The organism is Serratia sp. CY37869, assembly GCF_052168895.1.
In the GTDB taxonomy this organism is placed as follows: Bacteria; Pseudomonadota; Gammaproteobacteria; order Enterobacterales; family Enterobacteriaceae; genus Serratia; species Serratia ureilytica.
In genome coordinates this window covers 2,067,662-2,086,633 of sequence record NZ_JBJNLU010000001.1, presented here as the reverse complement: position 1 = coordinate 2,086,633, position 18,972 = coordinate 2,067,662, and the positions used below count along the sequence as shown (strand labels likewise).

Here is an 18,972-nt window from a genome sequence, read left to right as displayed (position 1 = left end):
CTCAAGTGTAAAACTCCTATTTTAATTGATATACTTATTGTTACTTCATTATCATTGGATGATGAGCCGAATTCAATACGTGACTACTACGATCATCTATTTACAGCATTGATGTATAGGCATGATTTAAGTAAGAATTATAAACGAGAAAAGAAATCTTCTTTAGGTAATAAGGAACTCGAGGAACTATTCGGCTTCTTCAGCTTTTTCAGTTTTATGGATTCAAAAAGTGATTTTACACTTGAGTCTATGCATGGGTTGTTTTCAAAGGCTTGTGACGCAAAGCAAATAGATGCATCTGAAGAGTCTGTGTGTTGTGACATCGTCGATGGTACCAATTTAATAACACAAGACGGTTATAATAATTATGTGTACATACATCGTTCTATTCAGGAGTATTTCTCTGCGAAATGCGTTTCATTATTTAATGATGAACAAAAAAACAAATTTTTCAAAACGTATGTAACTTCTGATATAAACGGAGGGAACGCTAATTTTCTGTCATTAGTTAGGTTTGTAGATCCTATGGGATTTTACAAGCACTTTATGCTACCTTTTTTGTGCTTGCACGGGATATTGGTTGGTGATGACTTAGCTCCCCTCACGAAAGGTAACGTTAGTGAAGTCATTGATGAGTGGATGGTTGGAGCAACTATAGATGATAGTCCTAATCGTATAGGTAGCATTCAATCATTTACGATGCTAAAGAGTGGTAAGAGTGAGTTCTATAACTATATTATTCAATTGAATGATGTATGTGAGTTATTGGGGTTGAAAAATAATGATTCAGGCGATGGGAAAGTAGCTAGGTATTTGCATATGCACTGTAGAAATATCATTGTTGATTTCTTCGCTAATGGAGGAGAGAATAAGGTTAATTTGGTAGATTATGAAGAAAATTCAATACATAAAAATATGGCGTGGGCAGCGCTAGCTGATTATAAACACCTTATCCCTAACTACGATGAAAAAATCGTTGATGTCTATTACAATTACTATCTTTCTACCTTGGCGGAAATTAGAGATCTTATAGATAACGAATACACAAAAAAAATAAAGAGCAAAATGGTGGTGTCCACCATATTGAGAGAGATGGGGTTCTGAGTGGGTTTCGTAAGCGCTCCTTATAGTTAGCCTAATAATTGTTGATCCACAAATTGACCCAAACGCCCACGCTACACCCATTTTAAGCACGCAGTTACAGGTATCTAACTCACTGATAATCCTGTAACTGATTGTTTTTCTTACCCTCGAAATGGCGGCGAAAGCCTCCCTTTTTTGTTGCCTGTCGTCAGGCGCTAAGGCGCTGTTCGAGTTCGGCGAGAGAAGGAAGGAACCAGACCTGTTCGCCTCGGTTGGCTTCGCGCACGAAATCTTGCAGCGCGTTGCTTTTCGCCAGCCAGGGGGTGATATCGCCTAGCAGCGCCACGCGCAGGTGGTAGTTGATGAATTTCTGCAATACGGCGCCGGCAATGCCGCTTCTGAGCTGGAAAAAGGTGGCGTCCAGGCGGTTGACGGGGAGGGCAATCATCCCGGCCTCGTGTTCAAAGGCGGGCGCGATAAACAGGCTGACGTCGTTTTCGTCTTTCAACATCGGCCCGGCTTCGGCGAAAACCACCAGGCGCAGATCATGGATTTGCTGCACGGCGTAGCTCATCGGTGCTCCGGGAGTCAGGGTTTGGCATGTTTTTGCAGGTAATGCTCGAACACCGCCAGCGTTTCGTCCGAGATATGGTGTTCAATCCCTTCGCTGTCCAGCTCGGCGGTTTCGCTCGGCACCCCGAGGCACATCAGCAGATCGACCACGATGCGGTGACGGCGGCGCACCTTCTGCGCCAGCTGTTCGCCTTCCTCGGTTAAAAACACCCCGCGATAAGGGCGCGACTCCACCAGCCCGGCGCTTTTGAGCCGTGCGATATTTTTGATCGCCGTCGGGTGAGAGACGCCGAAGCGGCGCGCGATATCGGTGGTTCTGGCTTCGCGGGTGCTTTGCAGCAAATCGGCGATCAGCTCAACGTAATCTTCGATCAGCGCATTGGACTGCGCTTCGCGGGCGCGGCTAAAACGCAGGGCGTGCTCGGCCTCGTCCGGCATGTCGGTCTGGGCGTGGCGGTCGGCGTTATCTGGCGCGCGGGTAACCATAGCGTAGGGCGTCCTGTAAGAATAAAAAAGGCGTCTCCCGGCAATAGCGGGAGGGTTGCCCTAAGTTAGTCCAAATAGCACACATTATCAATTCGATGCCATGCATTGTGGTAGTTAGAAATATCTCTACACAAAGCCCATTAATTTCGCCTGTTGCATAAAGTGTAGCCGATGCTACATTGTCAGCATGATCGGTGGAAAAATAACCAGTAAAAGATTAAGGGTACTTCATGCGAGACGCGGCAACCCCCTCATCGTTAACCGAACGGACCAACATCGCGATTGGCGCCGCCCTTGCCGGGCGCAAGCGCGGCGCCTTTACGCCGCTGCTGTTCGCCGGCCCGGCGGTGATTGCCTCGATCGCCTATATGGACCCCGGTAACTTCGCCACCAACATCCAGGCCGGGGCGAAATACGGCTATAGCCTGCTGTGGGTGGTGGTGATGGCCAACCTGATCGCCATGCTGTTCCAGGCGCTGTCGGCCAAACTGGGCATCGTCACCAACCGCAATCTGGCGGAGATGTGCCGCGACCAGTTTTCACGGCCGGTGGTGATCGGCATGTGGCTACTCAGCGAAGTGGCGGCGATGGCCACCGATCTGGCGGAGTTTCTCGGCGGGGCGATCGCGCTGGCGCTGCTGTTCCACATGCCGCTGCTGGCGGGCATGGGGGTGACGGCGGTGATCACCTATGCGCTGCTGATGGTGGAGAAAAAAGGTTTTCGTCCGGTTGAGCTGATGATCGGCGGCCTGGTGGGCATCATCGCGCTGTGCTACCTGGTGGAAATGTTCATCGTGCCGGTGGATTGGCAGGCGGCCGGCATCGGTATGGTGACGCCGCAGTTGCCGGATGCCCAAGCGCTGACCATCGCCGTCGGCATTATCGGCGCCACCGTGATGCCGCACGCCATTTTCTTGCATTCGGGGCTGACCCAGCACCGCAGCCCGGCCAGCGACAACGGCGAGCGGCGCAAGCTGCTGCGTTTTTCCAATATTGAAGTGGTGATCGCGCTGGCGCTGGCCGGGCTGGTGAATATTGCGATGGTGATCATGGCCTCGAGCGCCTTCCACGCCGGTAACAGCGACGTGGCCGAAATCGGCACCGCCTACCATACGCTGACGCCGCTGTTCGGCGCGGCGGCGGCCGGCATCTTCCTGGCTTCGCTGATCGCCTCCGGCATTTCCAGCTCGGTGGTGGGTACCATGGCCGGACAAATGATCATGCAGGGGTTCGTCGGTTTCCGTATCCCGGTGTGGGTGCGCCGTCTGGTCACCATGGTGCCGGCGTTCATCGTGGTGGCGATGGGCGTCAACGCCACCGACGCGCTGGTCTACAGCCAGGTGGTGCTGAGCCTGGCGCTGCCGGCGCCGATGATTGCGCTGGTAATGTTCACCCGTCGCCGCGACATCATGGGCGAGTTCGCCAACGGTCGCTGGACCAGCCTGGCGGCGGTGGTCGGCACGGTGGTGATTGTGCTGCTCAACGTGGTGTTGCTGCTGCAGACTTTTGGCGTCGATATCCCCGGGTTGGGATGAGCTGCGCGATCAGTGCCCGGCGGATTTACCGGCGAACAGTTCGCTGATGAAGTCGACGAAAACCCGAATTTTATGGCTGCGATCCCGTAGGCGCGGATAGAGAATATTGATCGGCGCCCCAGGGGGCGCCCACTCCTGCAGTATCGGTTCCAGTTCGCCCGCCTTCAGATAGTTTTCCAGCGTGCAGTCCAGCAAGTAAACCAGGCCGAGATGGTTCCTGGCCACCTCACACAGCGATTGTGAATGGTTGAAGCTCAACAGCGGGCTGGGCGCCAGACGGTAGCGCTCGTCACCACGAATGAACTGCCAGTCGTCCGCCGCCGCCGCGCCTGAACGGATAAATCCCAGCCGCTGATGGCGTTGCAACTGCTCCGGGTGTTCCGGCCGGCCGTGGCGCGCAAAATAATCGGGAGACGCACAGCACAGATAACGGGGTTGCAGCAATGGGCGGCTGACCATCTCGGGGATATTGCCGGCGCCGATGCGAATAAACACGTCGGCGCGATCTTCCGCCGGATTGACCAAGCGATCGCTGACCGACACGCTGAGCTGCAACTCTGGGTATTGCGCCAAAAAAGCCGGGAGCGCCGGGGCGATATGCATGCTGCTGAGCATCGAGGCTATCTCGACCCGCAGCGGTCCTCGTGGTTGTTCAAAATCGCACGACATGTCGTTTTTCAGCCGGTCAAACTGCTGCAGAATTTCTTGCGCGGTGTGATAGCAACGCTCCCCGGCGCTGGTCAGCGAGAAGCGCCGGGTTGAACGCTTGAACAGGCGTTGCCCGAACTGTTTTTCAAGCTGATTGATGCTGTATGTGACGCTGGCCGGGGAGAGCCCCATTTTGGTTGCCGCCTGGCTGAACCCCTCCATTTCCACCACCTGGCAGAATACGCGCAGCGCGTGCAGTTCATTCATGTTAACGGCTTCCATTATTTAAATTATTAAAAGAGTATTTTTAAATATGCCGGCTGTCAATTTAACGCGGCATTGGATAATTTATTTCCAGCGTTTTTATTTATCTGAAATCGCATCCTGTATTGCCATAATGAAATAACGCCTGAGAGGATATTTATATGAAAAAATTAACTGTCGTATTGTTATTGGCGGGCGTGGGCTTGTGTGGCCAAAGTTATGCCGCAAGCAGCGAGGCCGCATCGCAAAGTTACAGGGTTTCCGCTGAGGCGGGCGTCGCGGCCGAGCAGAAGGCGGTGTATAACCTGATAAACCGCTACCAGACAGCGCTTAACGCCGGCGATACGCAAACAATTTTGTCACTTTTTGCCCCGGAAAGTTACTCGCAATGGAACGAAAAACCGACGGCGGACAGCAATGAAAAACGCCGACAACAATATGACAATTTATTTAAAAACGAGAAATTTGAAACCGAGTTTGCTTATGACAGCATCAGTGTGAACGGGAATATGGCCTATGTGCGCACGCACCATCATCGCGGCGCGACGGTAACCCGAATAAGCGACGGAGCCACCTTGATCGATTTAAACCGTGAAGTATTTGTATTGGAGAAACAGCAGGGCCAGTGGAAGATCGTGGTCTACACCTTTAATACCAACCCGATTCAAGGGGTGAGTTGAGTGACACTGACAAAGGCCGCGCAAGCGGCCTTATTGTGTCGCGCGACGGCTAAAGATTCCCCACGCCGCCGTCCATCTGCAGCTCCGAGCCGACCATAAAGGCCGACTCATCCGCCGCCAGAAACACCGCCGCTTTGGCCAGCTCCAACGCGCTGCCCATGCGGCCGATCGGCACCAGCGCGCGGATATCGTCGCGCAAGGCCCGCTCATCCGCTTCCGCCAGCCCCAGTTTTCCCAGCGCCGGGGTTTCGGTCGGGCCGGGGCTGAGGCCGTTGACGCGAATGCCGCGCGCGTGCAGCTCGCCGGAGAGCGTTCTGGCCAAAGACAACAAACCGGCTTTGCTGGCGGCGTAGGCGCTGCTCTGCGGCAGGCCGATATGGGCGCTGACCGAACCGCACAGGATCACTGAAGAAGGGTTGGCCAGCAGCGGCAGCAGCGCCTGGATCAGAAAGAACGGCCCCTTCAGGTTGATGTCCATCAGCCGCTGGTAGCTCTGCTCATCCCACTCCTGCAGCGGGCGATGCGTGACGTCGCCGGCGTTAACGTACAGCACGTCCAGCCGCGGCCACCGTTGCTCCAACTGCTGCGCCAGCGCGCGCTGCTGTGGGATGTCGCCGGCGTCGCTCAGCAGCAGCAGCGCGTTGCCTGCCAATGCCTGGCCCGCCGCGTCCAAGGCGCGTTGGCTGCGGCCGGTGATCGCCACCGTTGCGCCCTCGGCGATGAATTGGCGGGCGGTTTCCAGCCCGATGCCGCTGGTGCCGCCGGTAATCAATGCGTATTTGCCTTGCAGTCGTGACATAACCGATTCCTCTTTAGCGTCTGTTGCGGCATTATTTGCGCTATAGTTCCTTTTGCATAGTAGGCACCTTTTGGATACTAAAGGACGAGGAGGGATGAAATGACGACGCAAGCGCCCTTAACGGCGGAAAATAATTTGTCGGCGCTGCCGACGGCGGGCGAACCCTGCCCGATGGTGGACTTCGTCAATCTGGTGTCGGGCAAATGGGCGATACCCATCCTGTACCGGCTGATCATAATCGATGGCCCGGTGCGATTCAGCGAGCTGCAGCGGGCGGTGGCGCCCATCGCGCAAAAAGAGCTGACGCGCCAGCTGCGGCTGTTCGAACAACGCGGTCTGGTGACGCGGCAGGTGTATCCCGAAGTGCCGCCGCGGGTGGAGTATCAGGTCACTGCGCTGGGCAAATCGCTGCGGCCGACGCTGGACTCGTTGGCCGAGTGGATGCGTCGGCATGCCCCGCAGCTGATCGGTGGTTAGTCGCCGATGCCCGGCGGGTTGATGGTTGAACGCTCGACCTTTTCGTCGCCTTCGCCCCAGCGTTCCAGCACCTGCGCGTATTCGCCGCTGACGATCGCGCCATTGATCGCGGCGTTGACGGCGTTCACCAACCCGTTGCCTTTTTTGGTGGTGACCGCGACGTAGGCCACGTTGGGGCCGATGCCGACCATTTTGGTTTTGCCGGTCAGCGCCGCCTTGTAGGCGCCGGTGGAGTGGGGGCCGAAGAACGCATCGGCGCGCCCGGACTGAATGCTGAGGTTGGTGGCGGCGTCGTCGGTCACGTAGATCGGCTGTACCGGCGGCAGCCCGGCGGCGCGATTCTGCTTATCCCATCCCAGCAGAATGTTTTCCTGATTGGTGCCGGATCCGACGATGATCCGCAGCCCTGCCACGTCCTGCGGGCGATTGATCGCGGTGATGTGGCTGGTGGATTTGACGTAAAAGCCCAGCGTGTCCACCCGGTAAGTGGCGAAGTCGAATTTGGTTTTACGCTGTTTGGTGACGGCGATATTGAAGATCGCCGCATCGTATTTGCCCGCGCTGATGCCCAAGGGCCAATCTTCCCAGGAGGTGGGCACCAGATTCAGCTCCAGCCCGAGGCTGTCGGCCACCAGGCGGGCGATGTCCGGATCGCTGCCGATCAGCGTTTTATTGTCTTCGGCGAACAGCGCCAGCGGCGGGGAGTTCTCGAATGCTACCGCCACCGTCAGCTTGCCGGGCACCGCGAAGTGAAAGTTCGCCGGGATCAGCGCGATAGCGGCGGGATTTTTCTCTGTGTGTATCGGCTCTCGGTTAGCCTGCAGATCGATACCGCCCGTCGTGGCCGCCTGCACGGCAGCGCTCAGCAACAGCGCGCACAGCGCCGCAATCTTCAGTGGCATAGTGCCCTCTATCCTTTATTAATCATGGGGTTACTATTGGCGGCGGTGCGGGGCAAGTAAAGCAACAATAGTGAATAACCAAAGTGAAAAGATGCACAAGCGGGGCGACGGCCTGCGCGAATCTGCAGCACTCGACGTGGAAAGTGCGCAATCAGGTTGAAAGCAGTAGAATTTGTCACTCATACTGCGTACAGCTAATTGTGTAAAACAAGGAACGCCAGATGGCCGAAGAAACGATTTTCAGTAAAATTATCCGCCGCGAAATCCCTGCTGATGTGGTTTACCAGGATGAACTGGTCACCGCTTTCCGTGACATCTCCCCCCAGGCGCCTACCCATGTGCTGATCGTTCCCAACGTGCTGATCCCAACCGTCAACGACGTGACCGTGGAGCATGAGGCCGCATTGGGCCGCATGATCACCGCCGCGGCGAAAATCGCCGAACAGGAAGGCATCGCCGAGGACGGCTACCGCCTGATCGTCAACTGCAACCGCCACGCCGGTCAGGAGGTCTATCATATTCATATGCACCTGGTCGGTGGCCGCTCGCTGGGGCCGCTGCTGTCACGTTAAGCGAGGAAATCATGCGCGGTAAAAAAACTCTGCGTTGTCTGATGGCGTTGGCGCTGCCCGCCGCGTTGCTGATGGGGTGCAGTTCGCCATCCGGCATCGCGGTTAACCGGGGGCAAACGGTGGTGATGGATCCTTCGGTGCTGACCGCCGGCATTTTTGCCGATACGCCCTCTGTCTCGAACGCTTCCGGGCGGGTGATGGCGACTTCGGTGCTCAATAACAGCCAACCGACGCCGGTCACCGTGCATTATCGTTTCTATTGGTACGACGCGCAGGGGCTGGATATTCGCCCCTTCGAGAAACCGCGTGAGATCGTCGTGGCGCCTAACTCGGACGCCAAAATCTACTCGATTAACGGTAATCTGGAAGCTAAAAGCGCGCGTCTGTATCTGTACCTGTAAGCGCTTGCCAGGTTTGGAGAAAAAGCATGAAAAAGTACGTCTTAGTGGCGCTGGCCGCATTCACCCTGAGCGGCTGTCTGTCGCGCCCGCCTGAGCCGGATCAGCCGTTGCCGCCGGTCACCGTCGAACCGGAACAGCCGACGCCGCCGGTCGAGCAGCCGCAGCCGCCAACCACCGAGCCGGTGCCGCAGCCGCCGAAAATCCAGCAGCTCGACTGGCTGGGCAGCGTTCAGCCGCTGGTGAATCAGATGCTGAAGGCCGATGGCGTCACGGCCGGCAGCGTGCTGCTGCTGGACAGCGTCAAGAACAACACCAACGGCTCGCTGCAGATGGGCAAAGCCACCGCGGCGCTGTATAAGGCGCTGGCATCGAACTCCACCTTCAGCGTGGTGCCGGAAGCGAAGCTGACGAGCGCCAGACAAACGCTGGGCCTGTCGGCGGATGACAGCTTCGGCTCGCGCAGCAAGGCGATTGGCCTGGCGCGCATCGTCGGCGCGCAGTACGTGTTGTACAGCGACGTCAGCGGCGACGTGAAGTCGCCGGCGTTGGATATGCAGCTGATGCTGGTGCAAACCGGCGAGATCGTCTGGTCGGGCAATGGCGCCGTTAAACGCTGAGGCCGCGCTGCGACAATTGATGGAAACCAGACTGCCGGCGGTGAATACCGCCGGTTGTCATTTCAGCCCGGTGCAGGGGCTGACCGGCGAGAGCTGGCGCATCGACGGATCGGGCATTACGCTGCTGGCGCGGCAAAACAGCGCGGAGAAACGCGCGCTGGGCGTGAGCAGACGGCGGGAAGCGCAGGTCTTGCGTCGCTGCGCGTCGGGGCTCGGGCCACGGGTTTTCGCGCAGAATAATCAGTGGCTTGTCCTCGAATGGCTCGAAGGTGACATCGTCACAGAAGCTGAGTTTGACATGCTGAATCAACGCGGCGAGCTGGCGGCGATGGCGACGACGCTGCATCGGCGGCCGCTCAGCGGTTACCGGCTGGATCTGCGGCGGCAGTTCCTCCGCTACTGGCAGCAGCTGGATACGCGGCGTTTAACCCCCGTCTGGCTGCGTTGGCAGCGTCATTTCTTACGCTGCGCGCCGCCGCGGCCATTACGCCTGGCGCCGCTGCACATGGACATCCACCCGGGCAATTTGCTCGCGACTGGCGAGGGGCTGCGGCTGATCGACTGGGAGTATGCCGCCGACGGCGATGTGGCGTTGGATATCGCCGCGCTGTTTCGCGGCAACGGCTGGGCGGCTGAGCCGCAGCAGCGCTTTTTGCAGCACTACGCGCGTCAGGGCTATCACGACGTCGCCCGGCTGCAGGCGCAGGTGCAGCGCTGGCTGCCGTGGGTGGATTATCTGATGCTGCTGTGGTTTGAAGTGCGCTGGCAGCAGAGCGGCGACGTTGAATTTTTGCGCTGGGGCGCGGCGCTGCGCCGGCAATTCTGTTTATCATCATCCGAATTCTGAACGAACAATATGAAGTGAGGTGCCCGTGGGCCCAGTAATGCTAGATGTCGCCGGCTACGAGCTGGATGCAGAAGAACGCGAGATTCTGAAACACCCGCTGGTTGGCGGATTGATCCTGTTTACCCGCAATTTCCACGATGCGGAGCAGCTGCGTGAGCTGGTGCGCCAGATCCGCGCCGCTTCGCACGATCGGCTGGTGGTGGCCGTGGATCAGGAGGGCGGGCGCGTGCAGCGCTTCCGCGAAGGCTTCACCCGCTTGCCGGCGGCGCAATCGTTCGCCGCCTTGAACGATGCGCAAGAAGGTGGCCGCCTGGCGCAGGAGGCCGGCTGGCTGATGGCGGCGGAGATGATCGCGCAGGATATCGACATCAGCTTTGCGCCGGTGCTGGACATCGGCCATGCCAGCGCGGCGATCGGCGAGCGTTCGTTCCACAGCGATCCGCAGCAGGCGTTGGCGATGGCGGAGCGCTTTATCCTCGGCATGCACAGCGCCGGCATGAAAACCACCGGTAAGCACTTCCCGGGGCACGGCGCCGTCAGCGCCGATTCGCACAAGGAAACCCCGCGCGATCCGCGGCCGCTGGCGCAGATCCGCGAGCATGACATGGCGATCTTCCGCGAGCTGATCAATCGTCAATTGCTGGACGCCGTCATGCCGGCTCACGTCATCTATACTGAAGCGGACCCGCGTCCGGCCAGCGGCTCGCCGTACTGGCTGCAGCAGATCCTGCGTCAGGAACTGGGCTTCGACGGCGTGATTTTCTCCGACGATCTGTCGATGGAAGGCGCCGCCATCATGGGCAGCTATGCCGAACGCGGCCAGGCGGCGCTGGATGCCGGTTGCGACATGATCCTGGTGTGCAACCACCGCGAAGGCGCGATCAGCGTGTTGGATAACCTGTCCCCGGTCAAAGCAGAGAAGGTGAAGCGGTTATATCATCGCGGTCAGTTCACCCGTCAGGAACTGCGCGACTCCGAGCGCTGGCAGCAGGCGCACAAGGCGCTCAGCGCGCTGAGCGAACGCTGGGAGGAGCACAAGCAGCGTTCGCAAGGGTGAATCCAGGCGCCGCATCGCGGCGCAGAGCGGAAATGATGAGGGCCGCGCCCGCGGCCCTTGGCTTGTTGCGAGGATCCACATGATTATCTATTTGCACGGCTTCGATTCCACCAGCCCCGGCAATCATGAAAAGGTGTTACAGCTGCAGTTTATCGATCCGGATGTGCGCTTTATCAGCTACAGCACGCTACACCCGCGTCACGACATGCAGCATCTGTTGAAAGAGGTGGACAAGGCGGTGCAGCAGGGCGGCGATGCGCACCCGTTGATCTGCGGGGTCGGCCTTGGCGGCTTCTGGGCGGAGCGCATCGGCTTCCTGTGCGGCATTCGCCAGGCGATGTTCAATCCCAACCTGTACCCGGAAGAGCACATGCACGGCAAGATAGACCGGCCGGAAGAGTATCGCGATATCGCCACCAAGTGCGTGGAGGATTTCCGCGAGAAAAACCGCGATCGCTGTCTGGTGGTGCTGTCGCGCCACGACGAGGTGCTGGATAACCGGCGCAGCGCCGAATTGCTGCATCACTACTACGAGATCGTGTGGGATGAACAGCAGACGCACAAGTTCAAAAACATCTCGCCGCATCTGCAGCGGCTCAAGGCGTTCAAGGCGCTGGGTTAACAGTTTCATAACGCTGCCGCGAGCCGCGCTCCCCGTTTTTCACCGACGGAAAGTGCGGCTTTTTTGTGCGCCAAAGCCAGATTTTGCGTGGCAATCGGCAAAATTTAAAACTGTGACTCAGCGCTAACTATTTGAATCGCAATCCCCAAAAAATGCCCTCGTCCAGCCTTTAACCAAAAAAAATTGATGTACGTCAATTTTGGTATGACCAAATAACCTCACATGCTATTCTGGCTGCAGAGAGCCGATTTATTTTACGCGAACCCTATGTATTCTAAGGATATTATTTATTTACCCTGGGATAACAAATGGTTCACATTTAGGGGGTTATTTTGACAACGCCAAAGAAGAAAATCGTTATTGTCGGCGGCGGCGCCGGTGGTCTGGAGCTGGCGACCAGCCTGGGCCATAAACTTGGCCGTAAGAACAAAGCCGAGATCACGCTGGTGGATCGCAACCACAGCCATTTGTGGAAACCGCTGTTGCACGAAGTGGCGACCGGCTCCCTCGATGACGGCGTGGATGCGCTCAGCTACCTGGCGCACGCGCGCAATCACCATTTCAGTTTCCAGCTGGGGTCGTTGACCAACATCAACCGCGAGACGCAAACGCTGCAGCTGGCGCAGATCTGCGACGAGCAGGGCGGCGAGCTGGTGCCGGCGCGTGAACTGCCGTACGACATCCTGGTGATGGCGCTGGGCAGCACCTCAAACGATTTCGGTACGCCGGGCGTGAAAGAGCACTGCATCTTCCTGGATAACCCGCATCAGGCACGTCGTTTCCACAACGAAATGCTTAACCTGTTCCTGAAGTTCTCGGCGCAGCCGGGGCAAAAAGAGCGGGTCAACATCGCCATCGTCGGCGGCGGCGCCACCGGCGTTGAACTGTCCGCCGAACTGCACAACGCGGTGAAGCAGCTGCACAGCTACGGTTTTGAAGGCCTGGACAACAGCGCGCTCAACGTGACGCTGGTCGAAGCCGGCGAGCGCATTCTGCCGGCGCTGCCGCCGCGCATTTCCGCTGCGGCGCACCAGGAGCTGATCAAGTTGGGCGTGCGCGTGCTGACCAACACCATGGTGACCAGCGCGGACGCCAAAGGCCTGAATACCAAGGGCGGCGAGTTCATCGACGCCGATCTGATGGTATGGGCGGCAGGCATCAAAGCGCCGGACTTTATGAAGGACATCGGCGGCCTGGAAACCAACCGCATCAACCAGTTGGTGGTGGAGCCGACGCTGCAGACCACGCGCGATCCGAACATCTTCGCCATCGGCGACTGCGCCTCTTGCCCGAAAGAGGGCGGCGGTTTCGTGCCGCCACGCGCCCAGTCGGCGCACCAGATGGCCTCACGCTGCGCCACCAATATCCTGGCGCTGATGAACGGTCAGACGCTGAAGCCTTACGTGTACAAAGACCACGGTTCGCTGGTGTCGTTGTCGCGCTTCAGCACCGTCGGCAGCCTGATGGGCAACCTGATGCGCGGCTCGATGATGGTGGAAGGGCGCATTGCGCGTTTCGTCTATATCTCGCTGTACCGCATGCACCAGGTGGCGCTGCACGGCTACATCAAAACCGGCCTGATGATGCTGGTGGGCGGCATTAACCGGGTGATCCGCCCGCGCCTGAAGATGCACTGATCCCGCCGTTGTCGATCAACCCGCGCCGGTTCGCCCGCGCGGGTTTTTTTATGGCGGCGCGAGGCTAACGGCGGCGGTTGCTTGATTCTTCAGCATAAGCTGTCGCCGACATGGGTAAAATTCTTAAGATTCCTCCTAAACCGCCGATAAATAATCGCGAGTTCTGATGCATAAAGAAAGGTCGGGCAATGCCCGACCTTTTTGCATGTTAAGACGAGGATTACGCCGTCTGCGTCTGCGTTTTGCGTGCCACCAGGCGACGCAGGGTGACGTAGAACACCGGCGTCAGGAACAGCCCGAACAGCGTGACCCCCAGCATGCCGGAGAACACCGTGATGCCGGTGACGCCGCGCACTTCGGCGCCGGCGCCGTGGCCGAGGATCAGCGGGATGGTGCCGGCGATGAAGGCGATGGAGGTCATCACGATCGGTCGCAACCGCAGGCGACAGGCTTCCAGCGCTGCCTCGACGATGCCTTTGCCCTGCATTTCCAGCTCGCGGGCGAACTCGACGATCAGAATAGCGTTCTTGCAGGCCAGCCCCATCAGAACGACCAACCCGACCTGCACGAACACGTTGTTGTCGCCGCCGGTCAACCATACGCCGAACAGCGCCGACAGCATGGTCATCGGCACGATCAGGATCACCGCCAGCGGCAGCGTCCAGCTTTCATACAGCGCCGCCAGCGCGAGGAACGCCAGCAGCACCGCGACCGGGAACACCACCAGCGCGGCGTTGCCCTGGGTCGATTGCTGGTAGCTCAGATCGGTCCACTGGATGTTCATGCCGTTCGGCAACAGCTTGTCGGCCATTTGCGTCAGTGCGCTCATCGCCTGGGTAGAGGAGAGGACGCGCGGATCGGCGTCGCCGATCAGGTCCGCCGCCGGGAAACCGTTGTAGCGGATCACCGGATCCGGGCCGTAGGTCGTGCCGATGCTGACCATACTGCCGATCGGCACCATTTCGCCTTTGTCGTTGCGGGTACGCAGGTTGGCGATGTCTTCCACGCTGTCGCGGAACTGGCCGTCGGCCTGCGCCATCACCTTCCAGGTGCGGCCGTAACGGTTAAAGTCGTTGATGTAAGACGAACCGAGGTAAGTCTGCAGCGTGCTGAACAGCGCATTGAGCGGCACCCCCTGAGCTTTGGCCTTGTCGCGATCGATTTTGGCGTCCAGCTGCGGCACGTTGGCCTGATAAGAGGAGATCGGGAACCCCATGCCCGGCGTTTGCATAATGGCGCCGGACATCGTGTTGATCGCGGTCTGCAGCGCGCCGTAACCCAGCCCGCCGCGATCCTGCACGTACAGCGAATAGCCGGAACCCTGGCCGATGCCGAGGATCGGCGGCGGCATGATCGAGAAGGCGAAACCTTCCTGGATCTGCGAAATGCGCGCGTTAATCTCGGCGTTGATCTGCGCCGCGGTGCGGGTACGGGTGCTCAATGACTCCAGCGCGAAGAATACCGTGCCGGTATTCGGCGTATTGGTGAACTGCAGCGCGTTCAGGCCGGGGAAGGCCACCGCATCGGTGACGCCGTCCACGCTCAGGCCGATGGCGCTCATCTTGCGGATCACCGCATCGGTGCGCTCCAGCGAGGCGCCTTCCGGCATCTTAACGCCGCCAATCAGATACAGCTTGTCCTGCGTCGGGATAAAGCCGCCGGGCACGGTCTTGAACATCGCCCCGGCGGCGACCAGCAGCAGCAGGTAGACGACGAACACTGCGCCGCGTCGGCCCAGCACGCGGGATACCCCGTGCTGATAACGCTGCGAGCCGCTGGCGAAGAAGCGGTTGAACGGCCGGAACAGCCAGCCGAACAGCCGGTCGATCAGGCGCGACGGCAGATCTTTCGGCGCGCCGTGCGGCTTCAGCAAGCGCGCCGCCAACGCCGGCGACAGGGTCAGCGAGTTGATGGCGGAGATCACCGTCGAGATGGCGATGGTGACGGCGAACTGTTTGTAGAACTGGCCGGTAACGCCGGAGAGGAACGCCATCGGCACAAACACCGCGCACAGCACCACGGCGATGGCGATGATCGGGCCGGAGACCTCGCGCATCGCCTGGTGGGCCGCCGCCAGCGGCGACAGCCCCTCTTCGATGTTGCGCTCGACGTTCTCCACCACCACGATGGCGTCATCCACCACGATGCCGATCGCCAGCACCAGCCCGAACAGGCTGAGGGTGTTGAGCGAGAAGCCGAGCAGATACAGCGCGGCGAAGGTGCCGACCACGGAGATCGGTACCGCCAACAGCGGAATGATCGAGGCGCGCCAGGTCTGCAGGAACAGAATGACCACCAGCACCACCAGGATCACCGCTTCCAGCAGGGTATCCACCACCGCGCGGATTGAATCGCGCACGAACACCGTCGGATCGTACGGCGATTTCCAGCTCATGCCGTCCGGGAAGCGGGTCGCCAGCTCGGCCATCTTGCCGCGCACCGCATCCGACAGCTCGATGGCGTTGGCGCCCGGCGACTGGAAGATGCCGATGCCGACCGCATCCTTGTTATTGAGCTGGGCGCGCAGCGCGTAGCTGCCGGAACCCATTTCGATGCGCGCCACGTCGCGCAGCCGCACGATCTCGCCGTTATCGCCGCTCTTGAGAATGATGTTGCCGAACTCTTCTTCGGTTTGCAGGCGGCCCTGGGCGTTGATCGACAGCAGATAGTCGCTGCGCGTCGGCATCGGCTCCGCGCCGAGCTGGCCGGCGGAGACCTGCACGTTCTGCTCCTGCATGGCGCTCACCACGTCGGAGGCGGTCAGCCCGCGCGCGGCGACCTTGTTCGGATCGAGCCAGATGCGCATTGCGTATTCGCCGGCGCCGAAGATCTGCACCTGGCCGACGCCCGGCAGGCGGGCCAGTTCATCCTTGACCTTCAGGGTGGCGTAGTTGCGCAGGTACAGCGAGTCGTACTTGCCGGAAGGCGATACCAGATGCACCACCAGCGTCAGCGCCGGAGACTGTTTCTGGGTAGTGATGCCCTGGCGGCGCACATCTTCCGGCAGGCGCGCTTCGGCCTGCGCCACGCGGTTTTGCACCTGTACCTGCGCCTGATCGGGATCGGTGCCCGGGCGGAAGGTGACGGTGGTCACCAGCACGCCGTCGGAGCCGGCGACCGATTTCATGTACATCATGTTTTCGACACCGTTGATCGCTTCTTCCAGCGGCGTCGCCACCGTTTCAGCAATCTCTTTCGGGTTGGCGCCCGGGTATTCGGCGCGCACCTGCACGCTGGGCGGCACCACGTCCGGGTACTCGCTGATCGGCAGCAGCGGAATGGCGATCACCCCGGCGACAAAAATCAGTATCGACAGCACCGCGGCGAAGATCGGCCGGTCGATGAAAAAACGGGAAAAGTCCATGGGTCAGAATTCTCTGCTGGGAGCTTAGTTAAGGGCGGAGGCGGTGGTGGTCATGGCGACGCTTTTCGCGTCGACCGGCATGCCCGGCATAAACACTTTCTGCATGCCGTCGACGATCACCCGATCGCCGTTCACCAGGCCTTTTTGCACAATGCGCAATCCTTCGGCCATCCGGCCCACGTCGATGTCGCGGCGCTGCGCCTTGCCGTCTTTATCGACGATGTAAACGAACTTGCGGTTCTGATCGGTCATCACCGCTTTGTCGTCGATCAGCATGGCGTTGAACTCGGCGCTGCCGGGCATCTGCACGCGGGCGAACAGCCCCGGCGTGAAGCGGCGATCGCGGTTGTCGAGCAGGGCGCGCATGCGGATGGTGCCGGTACCGGCGTTCAACTGGTTGTCGGTGAAGTCCACCAGCCCCTGATGCGGAGTGCCGTCTTCGCCCACCAGGCCCACCTTCACCGGCAGGCGCGCGTCGTGTCGGCCCTGCTGCTGATAGCGCAGGAAGGTCGCCTCATCCACGTCGAAATAGACGTAAACCTTATCGAGCGATACCAGCGTCGTCAGCACGCTGGCGCTGTCGCCGGCGGTGACCAGGTTGCCGGCGGTGATCATCGCGCGGCTGGCGCGCCCGTCGATCGGGGCGGTGACGCGGGTAAAGTCGAGATTAAGCTGCGCCATATCGAGCTGGGCCTGCGCCGCCAGCACGTTGCTTTGCGCCTGCGCGGCGGACGAACGGCGCTGTTCCCACACCTCTTGCGAGATGGCCTGAGTGCCGATCAGTTTCTCGGTTCGCGAAGATTCGCTGCGCGCGAGGGCTGCCTGATTGCGCGCCCGCACCAGCTCCGCCTGCGCCTGTTCGCGCGCGGCGCGGTAGGTGCGATCGTCAATGATGAACAGCACCTGGCCTTTCTTCACCTCGTCGCCTTCGGTGTAGTTGACCCGCTCGATGTAGCCGGAAACCCGCGGGCGCAGCTGTACGCTTTGCACTGCTTCGACCCGGCCATTGAACGCATCCCACTGGCTGATCGGTTTGACCACCACGCTGGCGGCGCTGACCACCGGCGGCGGTGGCGGGGCGTTGTGCGCGACGCTGTTGTCACACCCGGCGAGCAGGGCGGCCAGCAGCGCCACCCCGGAGAGCCGCTGGCCCAGAGCGAAGGCGCGCGTGCGGCCGCCGGCGTTGAACGATGAGTTTGGTTGATTTGGCATTATTTTTATTCCGATAAGTAAGCGCTGTCTGGCCCCATACCCAGCCCTGTTTTCCGGGCTTTTCCCTTCATGCCGGCGTTCGGCGGAAGGGGCGCCGCGCTTTGTCATGGCGCAACGTTAGGTTTTGAAACATATTGGTGTCACATTAATGTATCAATATCGGTTACATTAATTGGGTGGAGTATAGAGGCGGCTTTCTGGTAAATGCAATAATAAAAATTGCATTTAAAGCGAAACTGTTGCAACGTATGCGCACTGGGCAGAGGGGGACCCTGCCGACATGATGGGAGCATCAGCATGAACACGACGGGTTTCATTACCGATTTGAAGACGTGGATCGACAACAATCTGGAAGAAAAACTGGATATCAACACCGTAGCGGACCGCGCGGGCTACTCCAAATGGCATCTGCAGCGCATGTTCAAGCGCCAGACCGGCTATGCGTTGGGGGAGTATATCCGCATGCAAAAACTGAAGGTGTCGGCGGAGCGCCTGGCCAACAGCGGCGAACCGATCGTCAGCGTGGCGATCTCGCTCGGCTTCGACTCACAGCAGTCGTTCAACCGCAGCTTCAAACGCCAGTTCGGCCAAACGCCGGGGGACTGGCGCCGCGCCCTGGCGCAGCCGACGGCGGTGAGATGCACGCACCACTGAGCGGTTTGGCAGTGGGAATAAAAAAGCCTGAATTTGCGTTCGGGCTTTTTTGTATGGCGGTAAGGGAGGGATTGATTCGCTGCGTTCACCCTGTGGCCCACGTTGACCGTCCAAAACGCGGGCGTTTTGTCGAACCCTGTCGAGGATTCTCACCCTCCCTCCCGGTCGGTACGCGATGCAAACAAAAAAGCCTGAACGCGAGTTCAGGCTTCTTCGTAGAGTATGGCGGTGAGGGAGGGATTGATTCGCTGCGCTCACCCTGCGGGCCGCCGTTGGCGGTCCAAAACGCGGGCGTTTTGTCGAACCCTGTCGAGGATTCTCACCCTCCCGCTCGATGCGCTATGCATACAAAAAAGCCTGAACGCGAGTTCAGGCTTCTTCGTAGAATATGGCGGTGAGGGAGGGATTGATTCGCTACGCTCACCCTGCGGGCCGCCGTTGGCGGTCCAAAACGCGAGCGTTTTGTCGAACCCTGTCGAGGATTCTCACCCTCCCGGTCGATGCGCTATGCAAACAAAAAAGCCTGAACGCGAGTTCAGGCT

Annotated in this window: 18 protein-coding genes, 2 other RNA genes and 1 pseudogene; 12 read left to right on the top strand and 9 right to left on the bottom strand. The window is 59.3% G+C overall.

Annotated features, from left to right (window positions below):
- Window positions 1-1,104: pseudogene (locus tag ACJ8J1_RS10155) on the top strand (hypothetical protein); the annotation flags it as partial.
- Between the two features lie 187 nt (window positions 1,105-1,291).
- Here the strand turns inward: ACJ8J1_RS10155 and ACJ8J1_RS10150 are convergent.
- Window positions 1,292-1,657, bottom strand: a complete 366-nt coding sequence (locus ACJ8J1_RS10150) for a DUF4180 domain-containing protein (protein WP_033642694.1) — start codon at window positions 1,655-1,657, stop codon at window positions 1,292-1,294.
- Between the two features lie 14 nt (window positions 1,658-1,671).
- Complete coding sequence (gene mntR / locus ACJ8J1_RS10145; RefSeq protein ID WP_016928182.1) at window positions 1,672-2,142, bottom strand: manganese-binding transcriptional regulator MntR; 471 nt, start codon at window positions 2,140-2,142, stop codon at window positions 1,672-1,674.
- A 230-nt stretch (window positions 2,143-2,372) separates the two neighbouring features.
- Here mntR and ACJ8J1_RS10140 point away from each other — a divergent pair, with 230 nt between their 5' ends.
- Window positions 2,373-3,677 (top strand): Nramp family divalent metal transporter, encoded by a 1,305-nt coding sequence (locus tag ACJ8J1_RS10140; RefSeq protein WP_033642695.1) that lies wholly within the window; start codon window positions 2,373-2,375, stop codon window positions 3,675-3,677.
- 9 nt (window positions 3,678-3,686) lie between these two features.
- On the opposite strand, the gene ACJ8J1_RS10135 is transcribed toward ACJ8J1_RS10140, so the two are convergent.
- On the bottom strand, window positions 3,687-4,592 hold the full coding sequence (locus ACJ8J1_RS10135; protein ID WP_033642696.1) for a LysR family transcriptional regulator: 906 nt from the start codon (window positions 4,590-4,592) through the stop codon (window positions 3,687-3,689).
- A gap of 158 nt (window positions 4,593-4,750) precedes the next feature.
- Between ACJ8J1_RS10135 and ACJ8J1_RS10130 the strand changes: the two genes are divergently transcribed.
- On the top strand, window positions 4,751-5,269 hold the full coding sequence (locus ACJ8J1_RS10130; RefSeq protein ID WP_033642697.1) for a YybH family protein: 519 nt from the start codon (window positions 4,751-4,753) through the stop codon (window positions 5,267-5,269).
- A gap of 49 nt (window positions 5,270-5,318) precedes the next feature.
- Here ACJ8J1_RS10130 and ACJ8J1_RS10125 read toward each other — a convergent pair whose 3' ends face one another.
- Complete coding sequence (locus ACJ8J1_RS10125; protein ID WP_033642698.1) at window positions 5,319-6,068, bottom strand: SDR family oxidoreductase; 750 nt, start codon at window positions 6,066-6,068, stop codon at window positions 5,319-5,321.
- Window positions 6,069-6,167: 99 nt separating this feature from the next.
- Between ACJ8J1_RS10125 and ACJ8J1_RS10120 the strand changes: the two genes are divergently transcribed.
- A complete protein-coding gene (locus ACJ8J1_RS10120; RefSeq protein ID WP_080273385.1) occupies window positions 6,168-6,545 on the top strand; it encodes a winged helix-turn-helix transcriptional regulator in 378 nt (125 codons plus the stop codon).
- Here ACJ8J1_RS10120 and ACJ8J1_RS10115 read toward each other — a convergent pair.
- On the bottom strand, window positions 6,542-7,447 hold the full coding sequence (locus ACJ8J1_RS10115; protein ID WP_033642700.1) for a transporter substrate-binding domain-containing protein: 906 nt from the start codon (window positions 7,445-7,447) through the stop codon (window positions 6,542-6,544). The genes ACJ8J1_RS10120 and ACJ8J1_RS10115 overlap by 4 nt on opposite strands.
- Before the next feature lie 221 nt (window positions 7,448-7,668).
- Here ACJ8J1_RS10115 and hinT point away from each other — a divergent pair, with 221 nt between their 5' ends.
- The 7 genes from hinT (at window position 7,669) to ACJ8J1_RS10080 (ending at window position 13,200) form a co-directional block, all read left to right on the top strand.
- A complete protein-coding gene (hinT, locus tag ACJ8J1_RS10110) occupies window positions 7,669-8,019 on the top strand; it encodes a purine nucleoside phosphoramidase (protein WP_004928776.1) in 351 nt (116 codons plus the stop codon).
- Window positions 8,020-8,030: 11 nt separating this feature from the next.
- Window positions 8,031-8,420 carry a YcfL family protein gene (locus ACJ8J1_RS10105; RefSeq protein ID WP_025302428.1) on the top strand — a complete coding sequence of 130 codons (390 nt, stop codon included), beginning with the start codon at window positions 8,031-8,033 and terminating at the stop codon, window positions 8,418-8,420.
- 26 nt (window positions 8,421-8,446) lie between these two features.
- Window positions 8,447-9,037, top strand: coding sequence for a penicillin-binding protein activator LpoB (gene lpoB, locus ACJ8J1_RS10100; protein ID WP_025302429.1), 591 nt, complete (start codon window positions 8,447-8,449; stop codon window positions 9,035-9,037).
- Window positions 9,018-9,884, top strand: coding sequence for a thiamine kinase (thiK, locus tag ACJ8J1_RS10095; RefSeq protein ID WP_033642701.1), 867 nt, complete (start codon window positions 9,018-9,020; stop codon window positions 9,882-9,884). The genes lpoB and thiK overlap by 20 nt, the downstream gene beginning before the upstream one ends.
- A 37-nt stretch (window positions 9,885-9,921) precedes the next feature.
- Entirely contained in the window at window positions 9,922-10,941 is a 1,020-nt protein-coding gene (gene nagZ / locus ACJ8J1_RS10090) for a beta-N-acetylhexosaminidase (protein ID WP_033642702.1), read from the top strand.
- A 79-nt stretch (window positions 10,942-11,020) separates the two neighbouring features.
- Window positions 11,021-11,563, top strand: coding sequence for an alpha/beta hydrolase YcfP (gene ycfP, locus ACJ8J1_RS10085; protein ID WP_015377468.1), 543 nt, complete (start codon window positions 11,021-11,023; stop codon window positions 11,561-11,563).
- A 332-nt stretch (window positions 11,564-11,895) separates the two neighbouring features.
- Window positions 11,896-13,200, top strand: a complete 1,305-nt coding sequence (locus tag ACJ8J1_RS10080) for an NAD(P)/FAD-dependent oxidoreductase (RefSeq protein ID WP_004928794.1) — start codon at window positions 11,896-11,898, stop codon at window positions 13,198-13,200.
- A 220-nt stretch (window positions 13,201-13,420) separates the two neighbouring features.
- On the opposite strand, the gene sdeB is transcribed toward ACJ8J1_RS10080, so the two are convergent.
- Together sdeB and sdeA are read right to left on the bottom strand one after the other, a co-directional pair.
- Window positions 13,421-16,564, bottom strand: coding sequence for a multidrug efflux RND transporter permease subunit SdeB (gene sdeB / locus ACJ8J1_RS10075; protein ID WP_033642704.1), 3,144 nt, complete (start codon window positions 16,562-16,564; stop codon window positions 13,421-13,423).
- 24 nt (window positions 16,565-16,588) lie between these two features.
- Entirely contained in the window at window positions 16,589-17,776 is a 1,188-nt protein-coding gene (gene sdeA / locus ACJ8J1_RS10070; protein WP_033642705.1) for a multidrug efflux RND transporter periplasmic adaptor subunit SdeA, read from the bottom strand.
- Between the two features lie 297 nt (window positions 17,777-18,073).
- Here sdeA and ACJ8J1_RS10065 point away from each other — a divergent pair, with 297 nt between their 5' ends.
- Window positions 18,074-18,430 (top strand): helix-turn-helix domain-containing protein, encoded by a 357-nt coding sequence (locus tag ACJ8J1_RS10065; protein ID WP_033642706.1) that lies wholly within the window; start codon window positions 18,074-18,076, stop codon window positions 18,428-18,430.
- Between the two features lie 223 nt (window positions 18,431-18,653).
- Here ACJ8J1_RS10065 and ACJ8J1_RS10060 read toward each other — a convergent pair.
- Together ACJ8J1_RS10060 and ACJ8J1_RS10055 are read right to left on the bottom strand one after the other, a co-directional pair.
- Window positions 18,654-18,773, bottom strand: a non-coding RNA gene (locus ACJ8J1_RS10060) — RtT sRNA.
- Between the two features lie 46 nt (window positions 18,774-18,819).
- Window positions 18,820-18,939: non-coding RNA, RtT sRNA (locus tag ACJ8J1_RS10055), on the bottom strand.
- Between the last annotated feature and the right edge of the window lie 33 nt (window positions 18,940-18,972).

Excerpts from the sequence above, each read along its gene's own strand:
- ACJ8J1_RS10150 (WP_033642694.1), bottom strand. The coding sequence starts at position 1,657 with ATGAGCTACGCCGTGCAGCAAATCCATGATCTGCGCCTGGTGGTTTTC.
- mntR (WP_016928182.1), bottom strand. The coding sequence starts at position 2,142 with ATGGTTACCCGCGCGCCAGATAACGCCGACCGCCACGCCCAGACCGAC.
- ACJ8J1_RS10140 (WP_033642695.1), top strand. The coding sequence starts at position 2,373 with ATGCGAGACGCGGCAACCCCCTCATCGTTAACCGAACGGACCAACATC.
- ACJ8J1_RS10135 (WP_033642696.1), bottom strand. The coding sequence starts at position 4,592 with ATGAATGAACTGCACGCGCTGCGCGTATTCTGCCAGGTGGTGGAAATG.
- ACJ8J1_RS10130 (WP_033642697.1), top strand. The coding sequence starts at position 4,751 with ATGAAAAAATTAACTGTCGTATTGTTATTGGCGGGCGTGGGCTTGTGT.
- ACJ8J1_RS10125 (WP_033642698.1), bottom strand. The coding sequence starts at position 6,068 with ATGTCACGACTGCAAGGCAAATACGCATTGATTACCGGCGGCACCAGC.
- ACJ8J1_RS10120 (WP_080273385.1), top strand. The coding sequence starts at position 6,168 with ATGACGACGCAAGCGCCCTTAACGGCGGAAAATAATTTGTCGGCGCTG.
- ACJ8J1_RS10115 (WP_033642700.1), bottom strand. The coding sequence starts at position 7,447 with ATGCCACTGAAGATTGCGGCGCTGTGCGCGCTGTTGCTGAGCGCTGCC.
- hinT (WP_004928776.1), top strand. The coding sequence starts at position 7,669 with ATGGCCGAAGAAACGATTTTCAGTAAAATTATCCGCCGCGAAATCCCT.
- ACJ8J1_RS10105 (WP_025302428.1), top strand. The coding sequence starts at position 8,031 with ATGCGCGGTAAAAAAACTCTGCGTTGTCTGATGGCGTTGGCGCTGCCC.
- lpoB (WP_025302429.1), top strand. The coding sequence starts at position 8,447 with ATGAAAAAGTACGTCTTAGTGGCGCTGGCCGCATTCACCCTGAGCGGC.
- thiK (WP_033642701.1), top strand. The coding sequence starts at position 9,018 with ATGGCGCCGTTAAACGCTGAGGCCGCGCTGCGACAATTGATGGAAACC.
- nagZ (WP_033642702.1), top strand. The coding sequence starts at position 9,922 with ATGCTAGATGTCGCCGGCTACGAGCTGGATGCAGAAGAACGCGAGATT.
- ycfP (WP_015377468.1), top strand. The coding sequence starts at position 11,021 with ATGATTATCTATTTGCACGGCTTCGATTCCACCAGCCCCGGCAATCAT.
- sdeB (WP_033642704.1), bottom strand. The coding sequence starts at position 16,564 with ATGGACTTTTCCCGTTTTTTCATCGACCGGCCGATCTTCGCCGCGGTG.
- sdeA (WP_033642705.1), bottom strand. The coding sequence starts at position 17,776 with ATGCCAAATCAACCAAACTCATCGTTCAACGCCGGCGGCCGCACGCGC.
- ACJ8J1_RS10065 (WP_033642706.1), top strand. The coding sequence starts at position 18,074 with ATGAACACGACGGGTTTCATTACCGATTTGAAGACGTGGATCGACAAC.